Raw genomic sequence first — 20,167 nt, forward strand, 5'->3', positions numbered from 1 at the left:
TGTTAACGATTAAAAACGGAATTTATCACCTAAATCATTACAATAATTCAAAATAAATAAATAAATAAATAAATAACAAAACACCCCCCTAGTTACCAAAGCGTCGACTTAGGAGTGGTGTTTGAATTGGAATTATGTCTTCAAAAGTACATGCGCCGCATAAGGCGCGAGAACGATTTGGCTTTGAACATCCGTCTCACTTAACGCATCGCGATACGAGCCGTTAAGTTCCATTTTTATTTCTGCATTATTATGATTTAGCAACATAAGATACGATTGCCCGTCCTTAGATCTTTCTATCGCTTCTACTCCTTCGTACGACTTAGGTAAGATAGTCGATATCTTCTCACGTTGTACGATGAGACTCATCAGATTACTCATAGCCTCATCGTTCAAGTCGCAAGCGACATAATAGACTCTGCCCTTTCCAAAGGTATTCACGGTTACGGCTGGTGTGCCTTTATAGTAATGGCTATCATAATCGGCCAGCACCTCTGCACCGGTAAGCTTCAGAACGTCGCACCAAGTTGATGACGTGCCTTCACCGAACGAGCCGTCAATTGTGACGGTGCGACCAAAGTTAATGGAATCGAATTCCTCGAGCTCTACACCAGCTAATTCGCGAAATAATCCTGGAAACGTCATGGTGGTTATCTGATTATTCCAGGTTCTGGTACCTGAACGGAACGTGATAAGCAACGAGCCTCCATTCTTCACATAAGTCTCGCACTTATCTGAGATTTCTTCCGTCATTAGGTTAAAGGCCGGCATTATAACAAGTTTATAGGGAGCAAAGTCGATCTCCACGCTAGTTACGTCCATACCGATATGCTGGTTAGTGACAGCCTTGTAATAGGAATCGAGCAGTCCGCCATAAGTGAATTTGTGGTTGTGGGGCTGGGCGCGATGGCTCCATACATTGTCATAGCTTTTAATAAGTGCGACGGGGCTAGCGTTCTTCGCATCTACAAAGAGACTCGATAGCTTCATGAGTTCTTGTCCGATTTGCTTAACTTCCCGATACCGCCTGCGACCGAGGCCATCGTGATCGAGAATACCATGCCAGTACTGTTCAATACCTACGGTACAAGCCCGCCAGCGGAAGTAAACCATGGCTTCGGCTCCATGTGCAATCGCTTGATATGTCCATAAGCGTACTTGTCCTGGTTCAGGCGTATCCCCCATTGAATGCCATCCGCAAGGTCCACTTTGCTGCTCCATCATCCAGAAGTTGCTGTTCTTGATACCTCGCATGAGATCGTGCGCCATAGCGGTATTCGTTGGCTTGGATTTCGCCCACATATTGTTCGGATAGTTATCCCAACTGATGAAGTCGAGATCCTTGCCCAAGTCGTAATAATCCAGTTCGTTGAAGTGACCCATCAGGTTGTGCGTGATCGGCAAAGAGCTGAAGGCGCGAATCTCCTCTATTTGTAGGCGTTGATAGTCAGCTGTGGAATCTGAGAAAAAGCGTTGATAGTCGAGCTGCAAACCTGGATTATGATTAAACGGCGTTAACATCCTGTTACTTCCATCTCCACTTTGGCTGAAGCCATCGCTGGACGAGTAGACAGGTAGGATAATTTCTTCCCACGTTCGATAAGTCTGGCTCCAGAAGATCGTACCCCATTCTTGGTTCAGCTTATCAAGCGCTCCATACTTCTTGCGAAGCCAAATTTGGAAAGCATGTAGATCGCTTTGGCAATAACAGGCTCCGCCAAACTCGTTGTCAATCTGCCAGGCGACGATATTTTCGTTATCTTTGTAGTGAGCAGCCAAAGCGCGTGTAATCTTCTTGGAGTAGTCCCGATAAACAGGGTGATTTAGACAATAATGCCTTCTCGTACCGAATCCTTTGCTTAATCCATACACGTCCTTGGGATACATGTCCGGGTGCTTATCCATCAACCATTTGGGAGCGGCAGCAGTTGGTGTCCCTAGAACGACCTTGATTTTCTCGCTACTAAATACCTCGATGGAACGATCCAACCACGAAAAATCGTAAGTTCCCTCCTCTGGTTCCATCTTCGCCCAAGCAAACTCCGCCAACCTTACGATATTAATATGAGCTTCCCTCATCATCTTCGCATCGATCGACCAACGCTCCTCTGGCCAATGCTCTGGGTAATAGTCTACGCCAAAATACATCTTGAATTCCCCTCTTCAAATGAGTATGTTGTTATTATGCTGATTTATATCTTGATAGGCTTATTATAGGTACAGTCAATAGGATGGTAAATCCTAATATTTTGATTATCATATCAATATTATGCTATAAACGGAGGGGAACATGAGAATTAACCATTTTATTGCACAACCCCGGTTTAAGCGATTCGTATGTTATCCTGAGTCATTCGGACATTACTACAATGACCCCTCTCATAGCGAGAACAGGGGAATTGGGCAATTCAAGTCATATAATTGGCACATTATCCGTAGCGGGACAGGTTATGTAAAGATTGGTGACAATACCATAACGCTCCATGCCGGATCCGGTTTTCTGTTTGGTCCTGGTGTCGAACAAATCTATTATGCGGATCATGAGGATCCTTGGGACATTCGATGGGTACATTTTCAAGGAGAAGGGATTGATGAATTACTGCAAGGCAAAGGGGCGCAAGAGGTTTGGACGTTTTCTTGGAAAGACGCTGAGGGACTAGACGAACTTTGGAGTGAATTACTCACGTATGGGGTTCCTTCTTTGGAAAGAGGCGAGGTTCGCCTGTCGGCACTGCTCTACGAAATGATAGCTGAGCTTGCAAACCATGCAGGGAACTCACAAGTTACGCCGGGCAACGGAAAGCGACACACAATCATTGCTGCCTCGGAATGGATCCGATTGCACAGCGAGGAGTTCCTCACACTGGAACTAATGGCGGAGAGGGCAGGCTACAGCGTTTCCCATTTCAGTAGACAATTCCATCTACTCATCGGTCAAACACCGATCGAGTTCCTGACCGATTGCCGCATTCTGCAATCAAAAAAATTGTTGGTATCCACCGATCTATCCGTTAAGGATGTATCCGAGAAGGTCGGCTTTTCTAGCAGCGCCTATTACATCCAACGGTTCAAAAAATTTGAGAATATGACGCCGGAACAGTTTCGCAGGTTAAGAAGAGGTTGATTACGTAAAAATAAAGCGCTAAGCAGCGGCATCGCCGCAACTTAGGCTATAACAATTTCATAACTGGCTTTGAGGCTATTGCACCACTCCAGCGTTAAGCGTCACGATTTCATTTTGATTCCCCAAGTACGTCATTTGGTTAATTTGCATTGCAATACCTAAAATAACAAAGAAGAAAAAACGATGTAACCTTAACCGGTTTCTAGCATAAATACACGCCTCCATCGCGGAGAATAAGTTGCAAATCATAGTAGAAACGCCCTGTAAAAAATAAATTTTTATAGAGAGAACAAAATAATTTTCCTTTTTCAATCATTACCAGGAAGCTAAGCTTTCAACATGCAACTGTTTCGCAGGGACGTCATTCCTTATTACATCGACGGGAGGAATAAATGCCTCTCGTCCCGTAGTTCCTAAATCACCCTCATGAACATAGCCAATGGTTGCTAGCCTTTGAATGGCAGTTAGGACATCCGACTGCGTAGACACCACCACGTCTATATCAATAATCGGTTTCGCTGCTAACCCCGGAACGGATGTACTACCAACGTGTTCTATTGTAACTGCAAAATCGCTTATAACAGGATGTACAAAGCCTCGTAACTGTTCAAACAAATGAATCCAACTAGGGTCATATTCACGTACATAAGACTGGAACCCATTCAAACTCCTCCTGACAGTACCAACATGATTACATGTAAATTCGTAGATGATTTTCGTATTCCTACTTGATAGTTGAGAAGGCTACCGAACAATGATCTCGGCAGCCTTCTCATGTTTATTATTGAACAAACGTTCTTACGTTAGATTAGCAATTCAACTTACGAACAAACCTGCTACCTCTTGGTGAAAACACCCACAACGGTTAATAAAAAACCAAATAAAACGATAATGACTTCGGTACCATATAGCATTATTCCAGGTTCACCCTGAATATATAGACCGATTAACATAAAAGAAATTCCCAACAACATAATTTTAATTGAACGCTCCACAAACCACACCTCCACGATTTACTTTACTATAAAACGAAAAATTACGTCCGTTATCACAAAAGGCTACATGCGGTAGCCTATTTAGGTTTTGTTCAACTTAGTTACCCATTAACTTAATCAACTCATGTCAAATGTGGTCCAACCAACTTCAAGTATTTTGGTTTGAAAACCCGAATTCTTTCTGTGCGTTAAAATTCGTGAATTCAATTTTAGTAAAGGGCTTTGTAAAGAATGTAAAACACCATGGCTTTGCACAGATATCCCGTTCTCCGACACATTTACTTTTGGTACGAAAAGCTTGAACTTCATCATCCGTCCAACTATTTTTCCTCTTGTTATACATAACCCAATTTTCATTACACACTATAAAGTCGACGAAAGTTTCTCCATCTGAATTAATGAAGGTAAAGCCCTCTGATGTTACCTCACGGATTCTCAAAAATTTCTCACCCCACTTAAATACATCCTACGTACTTTTAATCGCTTCCTGCAATTATTAGTTCTACTTGACGAACAAAATCTTCCGCAAGTTCTAACTGTCTAGTGGCAAATTCCAAATCTCCTTGGCCCGAAAAGGAGAAATCCAAGTTTCCTAGCGTGGACATTAGTGTACGTGCAGTAATAGCAAGTCCAAAAGATTTTAGATCGGTGCCGTTATCGAAATGGTCCAATATGTATCTAAAAGTTGGCTCCTGTATTCCGCCGAATAATGCTTGATTACTAACAAATGAAGCCAAGTCCCAGTATGCTGGCATCAATGATACATCCTCAAAGTCCGACCAGATCCATCCCTCTGGACTTGGTAATAAGTTTCTTGCATGCGCATCGCCATGACACGGTATTAATAAACTTGGATCGATGCGCATCTGTTTATTTACCCTTTGAAATACACTTAGTAATGCTTGTATGCGCTGATCGGGATTACTCCTTAATTTATTAGCCGATTGACATGTTCGTTCCCAAACTCCAAGCACAGGAAGGTCGCCAGAGAAGTCTTTCATTGCTATTGAAAGTCTGTATACCAATTCAACGGCTTCACTCGGTGAAGGAAGTTGTAATTGTGTAGGAGGAACATATCTCCAAAGTGTCATCCATGCACCACCAACATCGTACGGTCCTGCATCAATAAGTTCAGAAGGCAATAACGCGGGGATGCCCTTGGATTGTAGGTGACGTGCTACCCGTAATTCTCGATCAAGTATCTTGTATGCATTCTCTGAATCTTCTTTTGAACTGACAGTCGCTATTCGGGCAACAATCGGATGGGGAGCCAAGTAAATAATCAGATTCCCACCATTACTAAGCTCAATAGGCGTAATTTCAGTTAAACCAGTTTTCTCCGCAATTAGTAACACTTGTGAGACAAGTTTGCCTTTCTCTGACACTACAACAGCTCCTTAACTAAGGTATAAAATTGTCTTAGCACCATGGCTGTACTCCTCATAGGTACAAAACCTTTAATAATCAACTCTTCTCCCGTTACTTCAGCGAAATAGGGATCGTCAAACTGCACTGCAGCCGGCGATCCCTATTTATGTAAAGTTACTCGTTAGAGCAACGAATCTTTGTGAGAATAAAGTTATCCAATCCACAAAATGGTGTTTTCCGTTTTAAAAGCTAAAGGTAACTTTTTATTAAGCAAATCAATCCTTGTCACCATATATTCCAGATCATTATTCTCTAGATTAGCATGTGCCCATATTCTTAAATTTTTTAGTTCCAGAAGTGTAGAATTCTTCGTTAGAAATTGGCATTTCAAAACCTAGTTCAAATGAATTATCTTCTTGATTCATTCTAAACACACTAACAGACATTAACTAGCCTCCAAACTCCGCGCTATATTCTAGAAATGATTAGGCTATCGTGTCCAGTTACTTTAATGAACCTAGTCAATTTATTTATCAGACGTTCCTGGCTTCCATCCCACTTCTTGCGACCATCTATGAGCTCTTTGTATGTTATCCCAAACGATCGGCCCTTTTCCTTCAACGTATTTTAGTCGTTCACTTTTAAACAGTTCCATTAATCGATGTTTTTCATCAGCATACCTTAAACAATCCTGAGGGTGCTCACGTAAATAGTCTCTAAAGAGCAAAGTCATTTGCTCAGAAAAACTACCAACTTGTCTAACATGAATATGTGTTCTTCGAGTGCCCGGCTGTTCTCGAAAATACCTCTTAGTCTTGTCTAGATTATCATCACGAAATACAAAACCAACGCTCTCTATCTTGGTCTTATATTTAGTTATGTCATCGTAATTTAGAACAGATATTTGGATATCTATAATTGGTTTTGCATCCAGACCAACTATCGATGTAGAACCTACATGATCGATTCGATCCGAATTGCTAAATCTCCTAATGAATCTCTCAATTTTAAAGCAATATCATTGAACAGATCCGTCCACCCACTATCATGTTTGGATATCCTCCATTGATCTTCCATCTAATCTAAACTCCTTAAATTCAGACTTTATATTTACCCTTATTTTACCATAACTAGATTTCCAACTTGATAAATTATTTCTTTCCTCAATACAGCAATTCTGCTTGCTCATACACTTCTTTTTCTTGGAGTAAATTGATAGGACTTAATACGTAAGCGGATACGCCATCTAGGGAGAAAGACCTCGAAAGCAGTGCATCCGACCTCCATACCCTTTCACAAAGTCCATTCGGTATTATGCTCCCATCAATAGGTTGAGTCAAATAAAGAAATTGTATATCTACGTTCATCTTTACAAAAATCTGTCTGCCGAGCACTTACAGGAATCCGTTTGAAACCTGCTTCTATAAGTGCTTGTTCGAGATGCTCTGGATGCCGTAGCCATGTAACCAGATCTATGTCCTCATCAAGTCGGGTACTCCAATAAAAATTTTAAAAATAAACAGTATACGGTACCCTGTCGAATTCCATGCAATTATACACACTTCGAGATGAAATGAACCGAGACGCCACAACGTCTTTGCAACGAGTTGCCGAGATGGGTTATAAGGGTGTGGAGTTTGCAGGTTATTACGATTTTAGCCCTGAGCAGCTAAAAAAGCTGCTTAACAATCTGTCACTTCAAGCCATTAGTAGCCATGTAAACATGGATCGACTGCGATACCATTTGGAAGAAGAGATTGCTATGAATGTCGCGATAGGGAGCCGTTATGTCGACTGCCCAGGAATCAATCAAGAGCAGCGACAGGCACTTCCCGAAACTGTTGCTTTTTTCAACAAGTGCAGCGAGCAGTTTAGAAGAAATAACATCGAATTTGGCTTTCATAATCACTCCGTTGAATTCACCGAAGCTTATGGGGATCGTATTTGGTTTGATGCATTTTTGGGACATACATCCTCAGAGGATATGAAGAGTGAGCTCGATGTGTGTTGGGTACATCATGCTGGCTGCATTAATAGCGAAAAGCGGGGTAGAATGAATACGAACACCTTTGATTTAAATGCAGGAGGCGTCGCTTTTTTTGAAGGCAAAGAAGAGAGTTCAAGCGATTTGGAAGCTCGTTTGTGGCTCGAATGCATTCTTCATGATACCAAACCCTTGGTAAAACCGGAGCAAGCGCTTGTTGTCACGCAAATTTTAGAAGCCATCTATGAGTCTTCGAGGACTGGGAAAGCCATTTATTTTGAACCGTAGGCACTTCCCTCGACTGTATTAAGCTTTCGATCTGACTATACATAAAATTGATAGTTACAAAGGCAAAGAAGCAGGGCAACTCTTCAACAGAAATCTGCTGCTGTTGGAAAATTGCCCTGCTTATGTTACCTATGACTATACAAGAAATAAATCAGTTCTAATTTATTTAGAAGTTGTTTCACAATCGTTGTAACCTCTGCCCTTGTCATATGGTCCTTCAGTGCAAGTTTTCTGTTGCTTACTCCCGATACAACACCAGAATCTGCCTCACCTGCTGGCGGGGTGAATTGAACTTACACTAAGTACGTTATTAACCCACTCTCTATTCTATCTACGTAATTCTAGGCCATCTGTCACAAATGAAGATTTCTTGTACGAAGTCATCATTTCCTTCTCACCAATATAAGAGGGCATTCCCCACTGAAAAGTAAAAGAATAACACCAGTTTTCCAGACATAAAAAACAGAACCCCACGTATATCCCATGGAGTCCCGGTCTTCACCATCTTATTCTAAACATTCTCCAACAACCGCCCATCCCGAAACCTCACAACCCGCTTCCCCTGCTGCGCTATCGCATGGTCATGCGTGATCAAAATTATCGTTCTACCTTGATCATTTAACCTAGCGAATATATCCATAATCTCAATCCCCGTCTTCGAGTCCAAAGCACCAGTCGGTTCATCCGCCAAAATAATCGCAGGATCTCCTGCGAGCGTTCGTGCGATCGCAACCCGTTGCTGCTGCCCGCCAGACAACTCCGAAGGCAGATGCTTCCTGCGATCCACCAAATCGACCGCTTCCAAAGCTTTCAATACAAGTGGCTCTCGTTCTTTCCGCGTCATCCCCCGATAAATTAAAGGTAACTCTACGTTCTCATATGCACTTAATCGGGGTAGTAAATTAAAGTTTTGAAACACGAATCCGATTTTTCGATTCCGTATCTCGGCCAGCTGCCAATCCTTCATCTGGTTAATCGCTTTGCCGTCAAGAACGTATGATCCCGTGTCAGACACATCCAAACACCCGATGATGTTCATCAGTGTCGACTTCCCCGAACCTGAAGGCCCCATAATCGCGACAAATTCTCCTTGTTCAATTACTAATGACACATCATCCAACGCGCGGATCGTTTCCCCACCCATCACATATTGCTTACAGACATGATCAATTTGAATTAGGCTCATATCCTTCGCCTCCATTTTGCGATCCCAAGATCCCTAACAATGAAGAATGCGATTATACGAAACGTGTTAAAAATGGGAACCTTAACCTAGCAGTCTTACCTCTTCGCCTTATAAAATTCATGATACAGCTTCATCAGCGCCCGCTTCTCAATCCGCGACACGTACGAACGAGAAATACCCAGCTCCTTCGCAATCTCCCGCTGTGTCCGCTCTTCACCGCCAAGCTCCAAACCAAACCGACCAACGACAACTTCCTTCTCCCGATCGTCCAAAATTTCTAAATTTCTATAAATCTTCGACTTCTCGATCTTCAACTGCACCGCATCCACCACATCGTCCGCCTCGCTGCCGAGGATGTCAATCAACGTAATCTCGTTCCCCTCTTTGTCCGTTCCAATGGGATCATGTAGAGATACATCTTTCCGCGTTTTCTTCAAGGAGCGCAGATGCATCAGGATCTCGTTCTCGATGCAACGTGCCGCAAAAGTCGCCAGCTTTGTGCCCTTGTTCGGGGAGAAGGATTCGATAGCTTTGATCAGTCCAATCGTCCCGATGGAGATTAAATCTTCCAAATCTTCCCCTGTGTTATCGAATTTTTTGAGGTTGTGTACACGAAGCAAGGTAACCTAATAAATTAAGTCACCAGATTAATTCCCAAAAACCAAAAAGCCCTGCGATTTCTCGCAAGGCTTCCCCATATGCTTAATTTATTCATTCAACTGAGATTTTACATAACCGAAACATCATCGATCCCAACCCATCCACTTGCTGTTTGAGGGGCACTGATCCAAACCTTGATCGTTTGACCAGCTAAAGCTGTAACTGTGAATGTATTTTTTTTGTATCCTCCCGTTGTAACGGTTGACTGTGCTTGATTAATGCCTGCTACATCCACTCCAACCTTCACATTACTTGCAATATTCGTAATTACGTACGCTGTAACTGTGTAAGTTGCTGTCGTTGGCGCAGTTATGGTCTGGGACAACTTAGTGAGTGCTGTTGTGTTGAAGGCAGCTTTATAGGTTCCCGTGTAAGAACCTGTGTTTTGAATTGAAATGCCTGAGCTATTCTGCTCTTTCACCCAGCCTCCATTCGCGTTACCCCACTCAAAGCTCGGATTGCCAATCAAATTTTGACTCTCATAGGCACCTCTATCAGGCCCCGCTCCTCTTGGCCGCGTGTTGGAGTTGAAGTCATTGGCCGGTGCTAACGTACTCGAACCCGTATCAATCGCCTTCGAACCGATATGTACCTGAAAATCTCCTCCTATCGCGTTTTCAAAGAGGGGATCTGCCCAAATGTCGTTAGGTCCACTTACAACTGGGTTTCCATTGGCATAAATATTATAGTTTGTAACCACATTGGTATTGCTAAAGTTTGTATTTATATTTCGCCCCGTTCTTGCAACAAGAATATTATTAAAAAGATTAACATGATCGGAGGATTGGGCGAATATTTCCCCATAATCCAGTTGGGCAGAATTGTTATAGGCTGTATTGTTGAAGATATCCACATCAGCACTATGATATGCGTGTATACCTGAACCCCCATTTAAGTAGGAAAGATTGTTCGTTACCAACGTCTTTCCGGTATAAGCCGGCTCTTTCAAGGTACTGTCAATAATAATGCCATTGCCATCCGAATAATCTTGTGTTTGTTCCCATTTCACCAATGTTTTATTGTTATACACCCGGTTGTTTCGGATTACGTTACGATAGGTCGTTGTATTGGTATCCGCATCTTTCGGAGTAAGGATGGAGATACCGCTGGTCGCATAGAGTGTGTACCATGAGTTATTGTAAACCGTATTATGCTCAATGGTCACATAATCAGACTTTTCAACACTTATGCCTCCCCCAGGCACATCATGAACAATCGTATTGGAAACTACAACGTGGTGGGGATAACTCGTCGTCCCGGTTGCAGGCTTAATATAGATGCCATTCGTTTGTGTTTTACGTACATAGTTCCAATCAATGGTAGCTGTTGGTTCGTTCTGTATAAAGTGATTGTATCTCGCTTCGCCATCGCTGAGGGTTAGATTGGCGTTATCTCCTTCGATTTCGAAGCCATCGATTTTGATATAGGAAGCGTTCACAACAATGTGGTTCCACGCATCAATGGCTTTGAGCTTCGGATGATGTCCAGGATAGGCCAGGAAATTGATGTACCCCCCGGTGGAACTGGCATTACCGGAACGTGTAACTTGAAATACAAACTGATCATTGGTCTTGTAGTAGGTTCCATTCATGACATATACGGTATCACCCGGATTCGTTAAATCAGCGGCATATTGAATATTCTTGAAAGGTGTACTGGGACTGGTTCCATAACCGCTGGCATCCACACCCGTATCAATATCGACATAATAGGTTTGCGTTGCGGCATGGGCTGATTTCACAAATGAAAATGTCGTACATGCCAGCAGCAGAGAGAGTAAGCCAACTAGCCATATTGACTTTTTAAACCCAAATCCTAATCCCATTGATATCTCCTCCTTGCATATATTCGTTTTCTACATCGAAGTAATAACGAAGGTCAACCTGCCCGTAGCGGCATCATAGACCCCTTTGGTCTCTTTAACCACCTTGCCATCCCCATCGATATAATAGACTGTAATGTGCTCAGGTTTCTTTAATTCCTCAGGTGTGGGCTGATACATAACGGATACCGAAACCGGAGCTTGATTGTTTTTCCAATCCAATCGTTTACCGTCCACTAGAATGGATAATGCCAATACCGGATTCTCTCCGGCCTTCAGCTTCTTCTCCTTCTTTAAGTTGGAGGTATCTGCCGTAGCCATACGGATCTCAACGTTAGAGGCTTCTGCTAGATCTTTGTTCTTCAGCATATCATCCGGAACGGTGACGGTAGCCAGGTCGGTCTGAATAGCCAGTTTGTCCAATCCGGTGCCCTCCTTGAACAGCTGCGTAGGCAGGCCCACTGCATAGGATTTCGCGCCTGTTATCGGCTTTATTGCCATTGTTGCCAGCTTAGTTCCTGTCCCCTCACTTGTAGTTTGGGCAAACAATTGCTGAAGGAGTTGTTGCGATACCTCTGCTTTAGCAGCCGTATTGACAAGAATTGGCGTTACTTTAATGGTGGATCCTTCTATGACAGGTCCTGTATCTTCTAGCTTCACTGTAAGGGTAATTCCTTCAGATATGGTCACTGAGCCCTTATCATCATATGCTTTGGCAGTAATGCTATAAGTACCTACCGGAAGTTGAATCAGGTTATAGATATAGCTGCCTTCCGAACTCGGTAACCCGATACCTAATAAGCTGCTGCTATTGTAGAACTCTACCTTGCTGATAATGCCGTCATTGTCCGATGCCACTGCCGTTAACTGCACATTAACCGGAGCCGTGTACAGGGAGCCATTAGCAGGTCCCGTTAAGCTGACCGTGGGCGGGGAATTAGGTATTTCTATTACCGTTATTGTAGCAATAGCCTTTATTGAGGTGTCTTGCACTACACCATTGACCGTATAGGTTCCCGCACTTGCAAAACTACTAGGATCCATGGCATCCCAAGTCACATTCACAGGAGATGTTGAGGCATTACTATATACCGCTGTTACAACAGAAGGCAGCGTTGGAGCCATGCCGGCTGTTGTAGTTACCGTAATGGGGGTAATGATTGTAATCGTTGGTGCTGCGACGAACGTAACATTACCATACCATTGTGTAGAAGCATTGGAATTAATTCTTCGGTTACTCCACATGGTTGCATTATCCCGAATTCCATCATAATTACTGTCATCGCTCGCACCTGCGTCGAAACCAATTACCGTTCCTACAGAGCCAGTTATGCTTGTCAAAGGAAGTGCCGCTTCGATGATATAACCGCCATCCACTACTCTCGCTGCAGAAGTAAAGATGCCAGGAGTAACATTGGTCCCACCACTTTTCAAATTCAAATAATTAACACGATAATGTCTATCGTCTACTTGGAAAGAAGTCGTTTTAGCATCATTTTCATCCACGAAAAATTCCATGGAATCATGCTCCCACAAGTTTCCGCCTGTTGCATTTAGATCAGCGTCCTGTACTTCTGCGTGTACATACAGGTGTTGTTCATCCCATAACAATCGGACTGTCGCAAGTGGCCATTTTTTCGTGCTATCGCTGACATATAAAGCCTGAAAACTCTCTGTTGAGGACCATAGTGCATCCGTTAGCCCATCAATCATCGGCGTCCCCTTGGCTGCTGTAGCTGCTTTAGATATTTCTGGCGTTGGTTCAGTTAGTTGTACAGCATCATCCACTAAATAAGCGGGGTTATTACTTGGTGATTCATAGGCGCCGATATCGACACGAGCATTCGAGCCTTCTCCTGCATAAGGACGCACGTTCCCATCATAATCAACACTTGGAGCAAATGAACGGGTGCCAACATCAATCGCCGGCGAATCTGCTTGTAGATGAAAATCATACGTCGCCCCGGTCACAGTAACAAACTTCGGATCATCTACAAGCTCATTTTTCCCTACAAAACGAGTTAAACCGCCATACATATTGTTGGCAAAAAGATTGTTAAATCCACTATTTCCGTTTGCATACTCACCAGCTTCACTCCTGGCAATGGAAATATTGTTCAGAAAGACGGCATTATCTCCGGACTGCACATCCATATTCGGATATTTTAAATACGGACTACGGCTATTATGATAAATCGTGTTGTTAATGACATGCACGTTATGACTTCGATAAATGTGAATGCCCCCGCCGCCATTGTCATAGACAATATTGTTGCTCACTAATTTTTTACCTTTGTAGGTTTCATCGACATCAAAAATAATCCCGTTCCCATCGGAATAGCCTTTCGTTCTCTCCCATTTGACTCTGGTTTCATTGTCATAGACACGGTTATTGCGAACAATAATTTTGTAATCGGACGTGTTGGCGTCAATATCAACATCGTTCATAAAACTAATCCCACTTGTCGCATAGAAGGTATACCAGCTGTTGGCATGAATATCATTACCTTCAATCGTGATATAATCACCGCCACCGCCAACTCCGCCGCCTGACAAGTGATGAACGTGATTATTCTTAATCATGACATGATGGCCAGCAATAGAAATGCCATTGGTGTTAGTTTTTGCATAAGTAGACCAATCAGAGCCGCCTGCTATTTTGCTTTCATAATTAGCTTCCGCTTCTGCGAGTGTCAAATTTATATTATTACCTTCGATTTCCAGACCATCAACGACGATATAGTTGGCACTTACTTGTACCATATCCCATACCCCTTTGATATTCGGAGGAAGCAGCAGTTTGGGTTTATTGTTAGGATCATATGCTTTGTAAGTAATGTAATGAGCAATACCCGTTTTTACATCTTTGGCACCGGAGCGATTGATTAGAACGAAGTCGTTTGCTTCATTCGCTGCGGCATAGGTTCCCGGCATAATATTAACGGTGTCACCGGGATTCGTTACACTTACGGCTTTATTAATCGTTTTGAATGCGGATGTTGTCGTCAATCCGTTATTCGTATCCAAACCTGCTGGGCTTACATAATAGACAACAGGCTGGCCAATGTATGGTTGTTCTTCAAATAAGGTGCCGGGGTTCTGGTTGATGGTTGGTGGCGTACCCACTGAGTTGGAACCAGACAGCCTAATATCATCAACAAGAATTTTGGTTTCCTGTCGAGCACCATCTTTTACTTCTAGGAAGAATCCTTTTAGTCCGCCTAAGTAAGCGTCATTTTGAAGAGGTTCGCTGTTCACGATCTTCGTATTATTCAGATACATATCATAACTCTTCGTATCTAAGTGAAACACCAGTTTGATCTTATAGAGCGTATTCATGCTCCAATTTGTACGATCTGCCAATGCCCCGCCTGCCGAATTGTCAGAACGTGCATAAAGCTGATTATCCATCCCGAAGGCAAAGATAGGACTCTCCAGACCAGCAGCGCTTACCAACTTGAAAATATAGTTCGCTTTCTCGTCCTTCAGCATAAAGCTGGACTCAAGCGTATAACTCTTCATGGGCACAGGAGCAAGCCAACTGCCATGGAAAGGAAATCCAACAATGCCCTGCTTACCAGCCGGGGACGTCACTTCTGCCCAGCGGGAACCTGCTTCTTCTACGATTTTCACTGTACTCGCGGAAGTGCTTTTCAATGCATTTCCACTAATCAACGGTGAATTCAAGGTGGATCCAGTCGGTGCAGCTGCAATAATAGCATCTATATCCGAAGTCTCGAAGCTAGTCGTTCGGAAGGTTTGATCTCCTACTTCAATGAAAGCTTCGGTTACAAACTCAAACCGGTCGATCACTGGGGTAGCATTTGCACCAATACGCTCAATTTTCATAGTGTTTACGCCTGCGTTTAGGTCAATGCCCGTTAGTTCCTCATACCTCCAGTTCGCCCACGCGCCTGTTGCAACACCCTTGGCGTCTTGAACCAGGGTACCATTAATTGTTACGGCAAAGGGCCTAGCCGTGCTGCCGTTACTGTACCTAACTTTCAATGTATACTTGCCAGTCTTAGGAACGACAATATTGTTATACAGCATATAACCTGTCACGCCTGCAGCAATACTGGCATAACCCGTTCCAGAGAAGCCTGGCGCAGTGCCTACATTCGCAGCAATTGTGACATTAGAATGAGCTGCTCCCCCGCCATTCTCAGCTTCGATGATCGTCGCGAATGGTGTCACTTCCATGACATCGACCAGTGGGCCATCGGCGCTTTCAGATGAAAGCTTTATGGTATTGGCTCCTTGATTCAACAGCACGATTGCAGTAAGCTCTCCCCAAACAGGAATCTGCCCTTCTCCCGTTTTGTTGCCAGCAAATGTCGTCACTTTCTGACCATTTACACTTAGACTAACTGGCTTGGGAGCGGAATCCGCATTGCCATAGCTGATTTTGACAATATAATTCCCATAAGTAGCCGCTTGAACAGTCGTCCATGTCAGACTTGCCATATTAGATTGAGCTCCCAAATCTACATATCCTGAGCCGGAGTAAACCGCCCCTACCGCTGGACTTGGTATTTGCCCATCCACGCGTGCGGCATTTTCAGCTTCATACATGGTACCCCCTGCAGCAAAAGCCTTATTTACTGGTATGATGGGTATAACCGTAGCCGTCAGTACGAGTGTAAATACTACAAACCATATCATTACCTTTTTCAAAATGAGTGTCCTCCTTATACTTTTTTCCAAATGGTGAAGCGCTTACAAAACAATTAATACGTTAAACTTAGCCTCACATTCCTCCTTAGATTACTTGCCGGTACATGCTTTCTAATCTGTAGCACTTTTGATTACCGTCTAATCACCTTCCCTCCACATGTGGCTTACTATAGGCTTTAATGCTTATTTCCTGCAATTAGAGTTTTTTGAAAGATCTACTTCTACTTCACTTCGAGCATGGAAAAATAGTGCAATTGCAGGAAATCGCTTGAATTGAAGCACAACAGAGGATGTCGCACCTCAATGATGTGACATCCTCTGTTGTCTTACTCCCTGCTCATTAAACGTATAACGCCTTACTTCGCCCCAAATAGCTGCTTGTAGCTTGCTTCTCTTTCGCTTTCAATCTTCTTGACATTCGGATCATTTTTCATACCCTCAATGAATTTATCCCAAGCTTCAATTGTTTCTTTACCCATAATGATTTTGATCTTCATATCTTGTAGTTTCTTTGCGATTTCAGAGCCAAATTTCGTATCCGTTTCCGAAGTTACGCCGTTATTGTTAATAAAGATACCATTTTTGATACGCTCATCCACGACTTTCTTGTCACGCTCCAAATACTCTTTTGGATAGTCAACAGAAGCTTGTTGTACGCGACTGTATGGATCAACCAAGGTCCAAATATTCGTTAAGGATGCAGCTGCTATTTTCTTGTACTCATCCGTCGTCACTTTCTTACCCTCATTTAACGTGAAATGCACATCTTTAATACCAAAGTTTGAAAGCTCCATTCCTTCCGGCGTAGCACCGTAGTCAAAGAATGCCAAAATCTGCTTCAGCTTCGATTCAGGCACTTTCTTGGAGATCAGATAGTTTCCGAAGAAACCTCCTTCTTTGGTTGCATACTTTTGTCCAGTTGAAGGTGTAGTCAACGTAGTTACATGTACGATTCCCGCGTTAGGCACTGTTTTTCTTAGCGTTCCTACCATATCACCAATTTTACTGGCATCCATGGCTGTAGGAATCATACCGACTTTGCCTTGTTTCATCATATCAATCACTTGCGAGCCCTTCATGATCGCAAAATCAGGTGCTAAAACGCCTTCCTTGTAGGCACGTTGCAGCCAAAGAATAGCATCACGAGTTGCAGGTGAAAAATCTCTATACGAAGTCGGTTTCCCTTCTGTACTTAGAATCATGTTTTCGAATCCATTAAATGTATTTTCAACGAAACCTAACTGATCCATCCAGCCTTCTGCTACGGCACCCGTAAAGCCGTACGTATCTTTCTTGCCGTTACCGTCAGGATCCTGTTCAGTGAAAGCCTTCAGTACCGTGTACAGTTCATCCATCGTCTGCGGCACTTTTAAGCCAAGTTTGTCTAACCAGTCCTGACGTAATGCAGGGAACGAAGCACCGCCTGCTAATGGGCGAGGACGTGGGAGCCCATAGACTTTACCGTTCACTTTTGTATTATCAAAGCTTTCTTTCGGATAATTCTTCTGTAAATTCGGATAATCCTTTAGGAATGGGGTCAAATCCCAGAAGGCACCGTCTTTAATCGCATTCAAGACAGTAGAATCGAATATATAGGTAGTTAAGAGCACATCAGGAATTTCGCCCGAAGCGAGCATAACCTTAAATTTGTCCCCATAGTTATTGGAAGGCACGTAAGTAATATTAACTTTGGTATTCGTTCTTTTTTCCATCTCTAATTCGATTGCGTTATCATTTGCTGGCGCTTCTGGATTGTAGTTAATTGTTGTGATATTAAATTCAGTTGGTGCGGCTTGCTTCGTAGCAGCAGGTGATACGGAAGCTGCAGGTGTTTCCTCCTTCGTTCCGCATGCTGCAAGTACACTTGTTAATAGCAATGTTGCCGATAATACAGTTACTAAATTCTTTTTCATTTCTTATCCTCCCTTAAATTCCCCTTAATAATAGCATATATGTGACTATCATCCCTTAACAGAGCCAAGCATAACACCCTTGGCAAAATGCTTTTGAAGGAATGGATACACCAACAGGATTGGCACAGTGGCAATGACGACGGCAGCCATTTTAATCGTTTCGGGAGGAACCTGCTGTTCCGCAGCAACACCCGCTTCGGCAATTCCCGTTTCGGATTGAACCAGCATCCCTTGCAGTAGAACCTGCAGTGGCCGTTTATCTGGATCAGTGAGATAGAGAATGGCATTAAAGAAAGTGTTCCAATAAGCGACAGCAAAAAATAGTCCAAACGCCGCTAATGCTGGAAGCGATAAAGGCAAGATTATACGGAAGAAGATGTGTAGATCATTAGCACCATCAATAACTGCCGATTCTTCGAGGCTTTCAGGTATGCCATCGAAGAATGTTTTAAGTAGCAAGGCATTCCAACCGCTTAGCAAACCTGGCAAGATAATGGACCACAAACTATTCATGAGTCCAAGATCTTTGATGAGAAGGTAGTTCGGAATAATACCTGGCGAGAACAAAATCGTAATGATAAGCGCAACAGTTAACACTCGGCGTCCAAATAAGCGTTTTCTGGAAATCATATATCCGAATGCTGCAGAAACGATCAGACTTAGCGCAGTCCCTACAATAGCAAGATAAGTACTAACACCAAGTGATTTCACAAAAGTTTGGGTAGAGAAAATATATTCGTAAGCTGCAAGTGAAAACGATTTGGGGAAGAGCATTAAACTGCCCCCGATATAATCGCTAGGCGAGGTTAAGGATACGACAACAACATAATAGAATGGAAACACGGAAGCGATGCCAAGTAAGGCTAGTAGTACTACGTTGATATTTGAAAATATTTTGTCACCCAATGATTCTTTCACTGTCAACTCTCCTTAATATCTGACATTAGCCACACTTAATAAAATCCTTCCCCGCCTGCCTTTTTCACTAGCTTATTGGAGATGATTACCAATAGTAACCCGATAGCAGCCTTGAATAAACCAACTGCCGTTGTATAGCTAAACTCCGATTGTTTAATCCCCACACGATAAATATACGTATCGAAGACATCAGCAACATCAGAAACAGCAGCATTCTGTAAGAGGAAAACTTGTTCGAAACCAACATCCATAATATGTCCAAGCTTCAGAATCAGCAGAATGATAATTACATTTTGAATAGAAGGTATTGTAATATTCCACATCTGACGTATGCGACTGGCGCCATCCATGCGTGCGGCCTCATATAAACCTGGATCTACGTTGGCCATTGCAGCCAAGAAAATCACCGTTCCCCAACCTGCTTCTTTCCAAACACTCTGTCCTGTGAGGAACCCCCAGAAGAAACTCGGTGTCGTTAACCAATCTACACGTTCGAGGCCAATCAGGACCAAAAACTTATTTACGAGTCCTTCTCCCGTAGCAAACAATGTGAAAGTAAGTCCTGCAATGATTACCCATGATAAGAAATGCGGAAGGTAGACGATCGATTGTATGATTCGTTTAAAGACTTCGTTTCGAACCTCATTTAACATTAAAGAGAGAATGATGGGAACTGGGAAGAAAAACACCAAACTCATAATATTAATGGCAAGCGTATTTCTTAGCAGCTTAAAGAAATCCGGATTACTAAAGAATAGTTGGAAATTCTCTAAACCTACCCAATCACTTTTAAGTATCCCACGGAATGGAGAGTAATCCTGAAAGGCAATAACAACCCCCCACATCGGAACATATTTGAAAATGAGCAAACACAAGATACCAGGTAATCCTAATAAGTAGAGGTATTTATCACGTTTGATGGATTGCCACATCTTCTTTGCTGGATTCCGCGGCTTAACGATGCGTTTCGTTAATAGCCTATTTTCTTTCAATACATTCATTAGCTTCTCCCTCGCATTCAACGGTTGCTAGCACGTTTGTCTATGTCATCACTGTATGGGCTAGCCTCTTTTCCTGCAATAAGAGTTAATTGGCGTCTAGCTACATGTGAATTTACCGAGCTTTCCTGTTTCTTGGATCCTCTATCAAAAAAGTCTTAAGGCAGGAAAGCCGCCTTAGCCTCATAATCGGTTGCAGAGAGGTACCGTGAGGTTTATATTAAGAGAACTTAC

Annotated in this window: 14 protein-coding genes and 1 pseudogene; 2 read left to right on the forward strand and 13 right to left on the reverse strand. The window is 42.9% G+C overall.

Annotated features, from left to right (window positions below; all coding sequences use genetic code 11):
* Nucleotides 1–132 precede the first annotated feature (132 nt).
* Entirely contained in the window at nt 133–2,148 is a 2,016-nt protein-coding gene (locus ACSQ8O_RS19485) for a beta-galactosidase (protein ID WP_436243007.1), read from the reverse strand.
* Between the two features lie 142 nt (nt 2,149–2,290).
* Between ACSQ8O_RS19485 and ACSQ8O_RS19490 the strand changes: the two genes are divergently transcribed.
* Nucleotides 2,291–3,124, forward strand: a complete 834-nt coding sequence (locus ACSQ8O_RS19490; RefSeq protein WP_436243008.1) for an AraC family transcriptional regulator — start codon at nt 2,291–2,293, stop codon at nt 3,122–3,124.
* A gap of 315 nt (nt 3,125–3,439) precedes the next feature.
* On the opposite strand, the gene ACSQ8O_RS19495 is transcribed toward ACSQ8O_RS19490, so the two are convergent.
* From ACSQ8O_RS19495 to ACSQ8O_RS19515, 5 genes are all read right to left on the reverse strand, one after another.
* On the reverse strand, nt 3,440–3,790 hold the full coding sequence (locus ACSQ8O_RS19495) for a GrpB family protein (protein ID WP_436235123.1): 351 nt from the start codon (nt 3,788–3,790) through the stop codon (nt 3,440–3,442).
* Nucleotides 3,791–3,960: 170 nt separating this feature from the next.
* Complete coding sequence (locus ACSQ8O_RS19500) at nt 3,961–4,119, reverse strand: hypothetical protein (protein WP_436243009.1); 159 nt, start codon at nt 4,117–4,119, stop codon at nt 3,961–3,963.
* Between the two features lie 476 nt (nt 4,120–4,595).
* Nucleotides 4,596–5,504 carry a phosphotransferase family protein gene (locus ACSQ8O_RS19505; protein WP_436243010.1) on the reverse strand — a complete coding sequence of 303 codons (909 nt, stop codon included), beginning with the start codon at nt 5,502–5,504 and terminating at the stop codon, nt 4,596–4,598.
* 509 nt (nt 5,505–6,013) lie between these two features.
* Nucleotides 6,014–6,493: a GrpB family protein gene (locus ACSQ8O_RS19510; RefSeq protein ID WP_436243920.1), complete on the reverse strand. Its 480-nt coding sequence runs from the start codon at nt 6,491–6,493 to the stop codon at nt 6,014–6,016.
* On the reverse strand, nt 6,442–6,564 hold the full coding sequence (locus tag ACSQ8O_RS19515; protein WP_436243011.1) for a hypothetical protein: 123 nt from the start codon (nt 6,562–6,564) through the stop codon (nt 6,442–6,444). Before ACSQ8O_RS19515 ends, ACSQ8O_RS19510 begins: the two co-directional genes overlap by 52 nt.
* Nucleotides 6,565–7,516: 952 nt before the next feature.
* Between ACSQ8O_RS19515 and ACSQ8O_RS19520 the strand changes: the two are divergent.
* Nucleotides 7,517–7,759: pseudogene (locus ACSQ8O_RS19520) on the forward strand (gfo/Idh/MocA family oxidoreductase); the annotation flags it as partial.
* Between the two features lie 511 nt (nt 7,760–8,270).
* On the opposite strand, the gene ACSQ8O_RS19525 reads toward ACSQ8O_RS19520, so the two are convergent.
* From ACSQ8O_RS19525 to ACSQ8O_RS19555, 7 genes are all read right to left on the reverse strand, one after another.
* Nucleotides 8,271–8,945 carry an ABC transporter ATP-binding protein gene (locus tag ACSQ8O_RS19525; RefSeq protein WP_436243012.1) on the reverse strand — a complete coding sequence of 225 codons (675 nt, stop codon included), beginning with the start codon at nt 8,943–8,945 and terminating at the stop codon, nt 8,271–8,273.
* A 95-nt stretch (nt 8,946–9,040) separates the two neighbouring features.
* Nucleotides 9,041–9,565: an RNA polymerase sporulation sigma factor SigK gene (gene sigK / locus ACSQ8O_RS19530; protein ID WP_173115694.1), complete on the reverse strand. Its 525-nt coding sequence runs from the start codon at nt 9,563–9,565 to the stop codon at nt 9,041–9,043.
* Between the two features lie 107 nt (nt 9,566–9,672).
* Nucleotides 9,673–11,430, reverse strand: coding sequence for a right-handed parallel beta-helix repeat-containing protein (locus ACSQ8O_RS19535; protein ID WP_436243013.1), 1,758 nt, complete (start codon nt 11,428–11,430; stop codon nt 9,673–9,675).
* Between the two features lie 30 nt (nt 11,431–11,460).
* Nucleotides 11,461–16,104 (reverse strand): sugar-binding protein, encoded by a 4,644-nt coding sequence (locus ACSQ8O_RS19540; protein WP_436243014.1) that lies wholly within the window; start codon nt 16,102–16,104, stop codon nt 11,461–11,463.
* A 356-nt stretch (nt 16,105–16,460) separates the two neighbouring features.
* Nucleotides 16,461–18,017, reverse strand: a complete 1,557-nt coding sequence (locus ACSQ8O_RS19545; RefSeq protein ID WP_436243015.1) for an extracellular solute-binding protein — start codon at nt 18,015–18,017, stop codon at nt 16,461–16,463.
* 48 nt (nt 18,018–18,065) lie between these two features.
* Nucleotides 18,066–18,935 carry a carbohydrate ABC transporter permease gene (locus ACSQ8O_RS19550; protein ID WP_436243016.1) on the reverse strand — a complete coding sequence of 290 codons (870 nt, stop codon included), beginning with the start codon at nt 18,933–18,935 and terminating at the stop codon, nt 18,066–18,068.
* Nucleotides 18,936–18,970: 35 nt separating this feature from the next.
* Nucleotides 18,971–19,936, reverse strand: a complete 966-nt coding sequence (locus tag ACSQ8O_RS19555) for an ABC transporter permease (RefSeq protein WP_436235106.1) — start codon at nt 19,934–19,936, stop codon at nt 18,971–18,973.
* Between the last annotated feature and the right edge of the window lie 231 nt (nt 19,937–20,167).

This window comes from Paenibacillus sp. LjRoot56 (assembly GCF_964253335.1).
Lineage (GTDB): Bacteria > Bacillota > Bacilli > Paenibacillales > NBRC-103111 > Paenibacillus_E > Paenibacillus_E allorhizoplanae.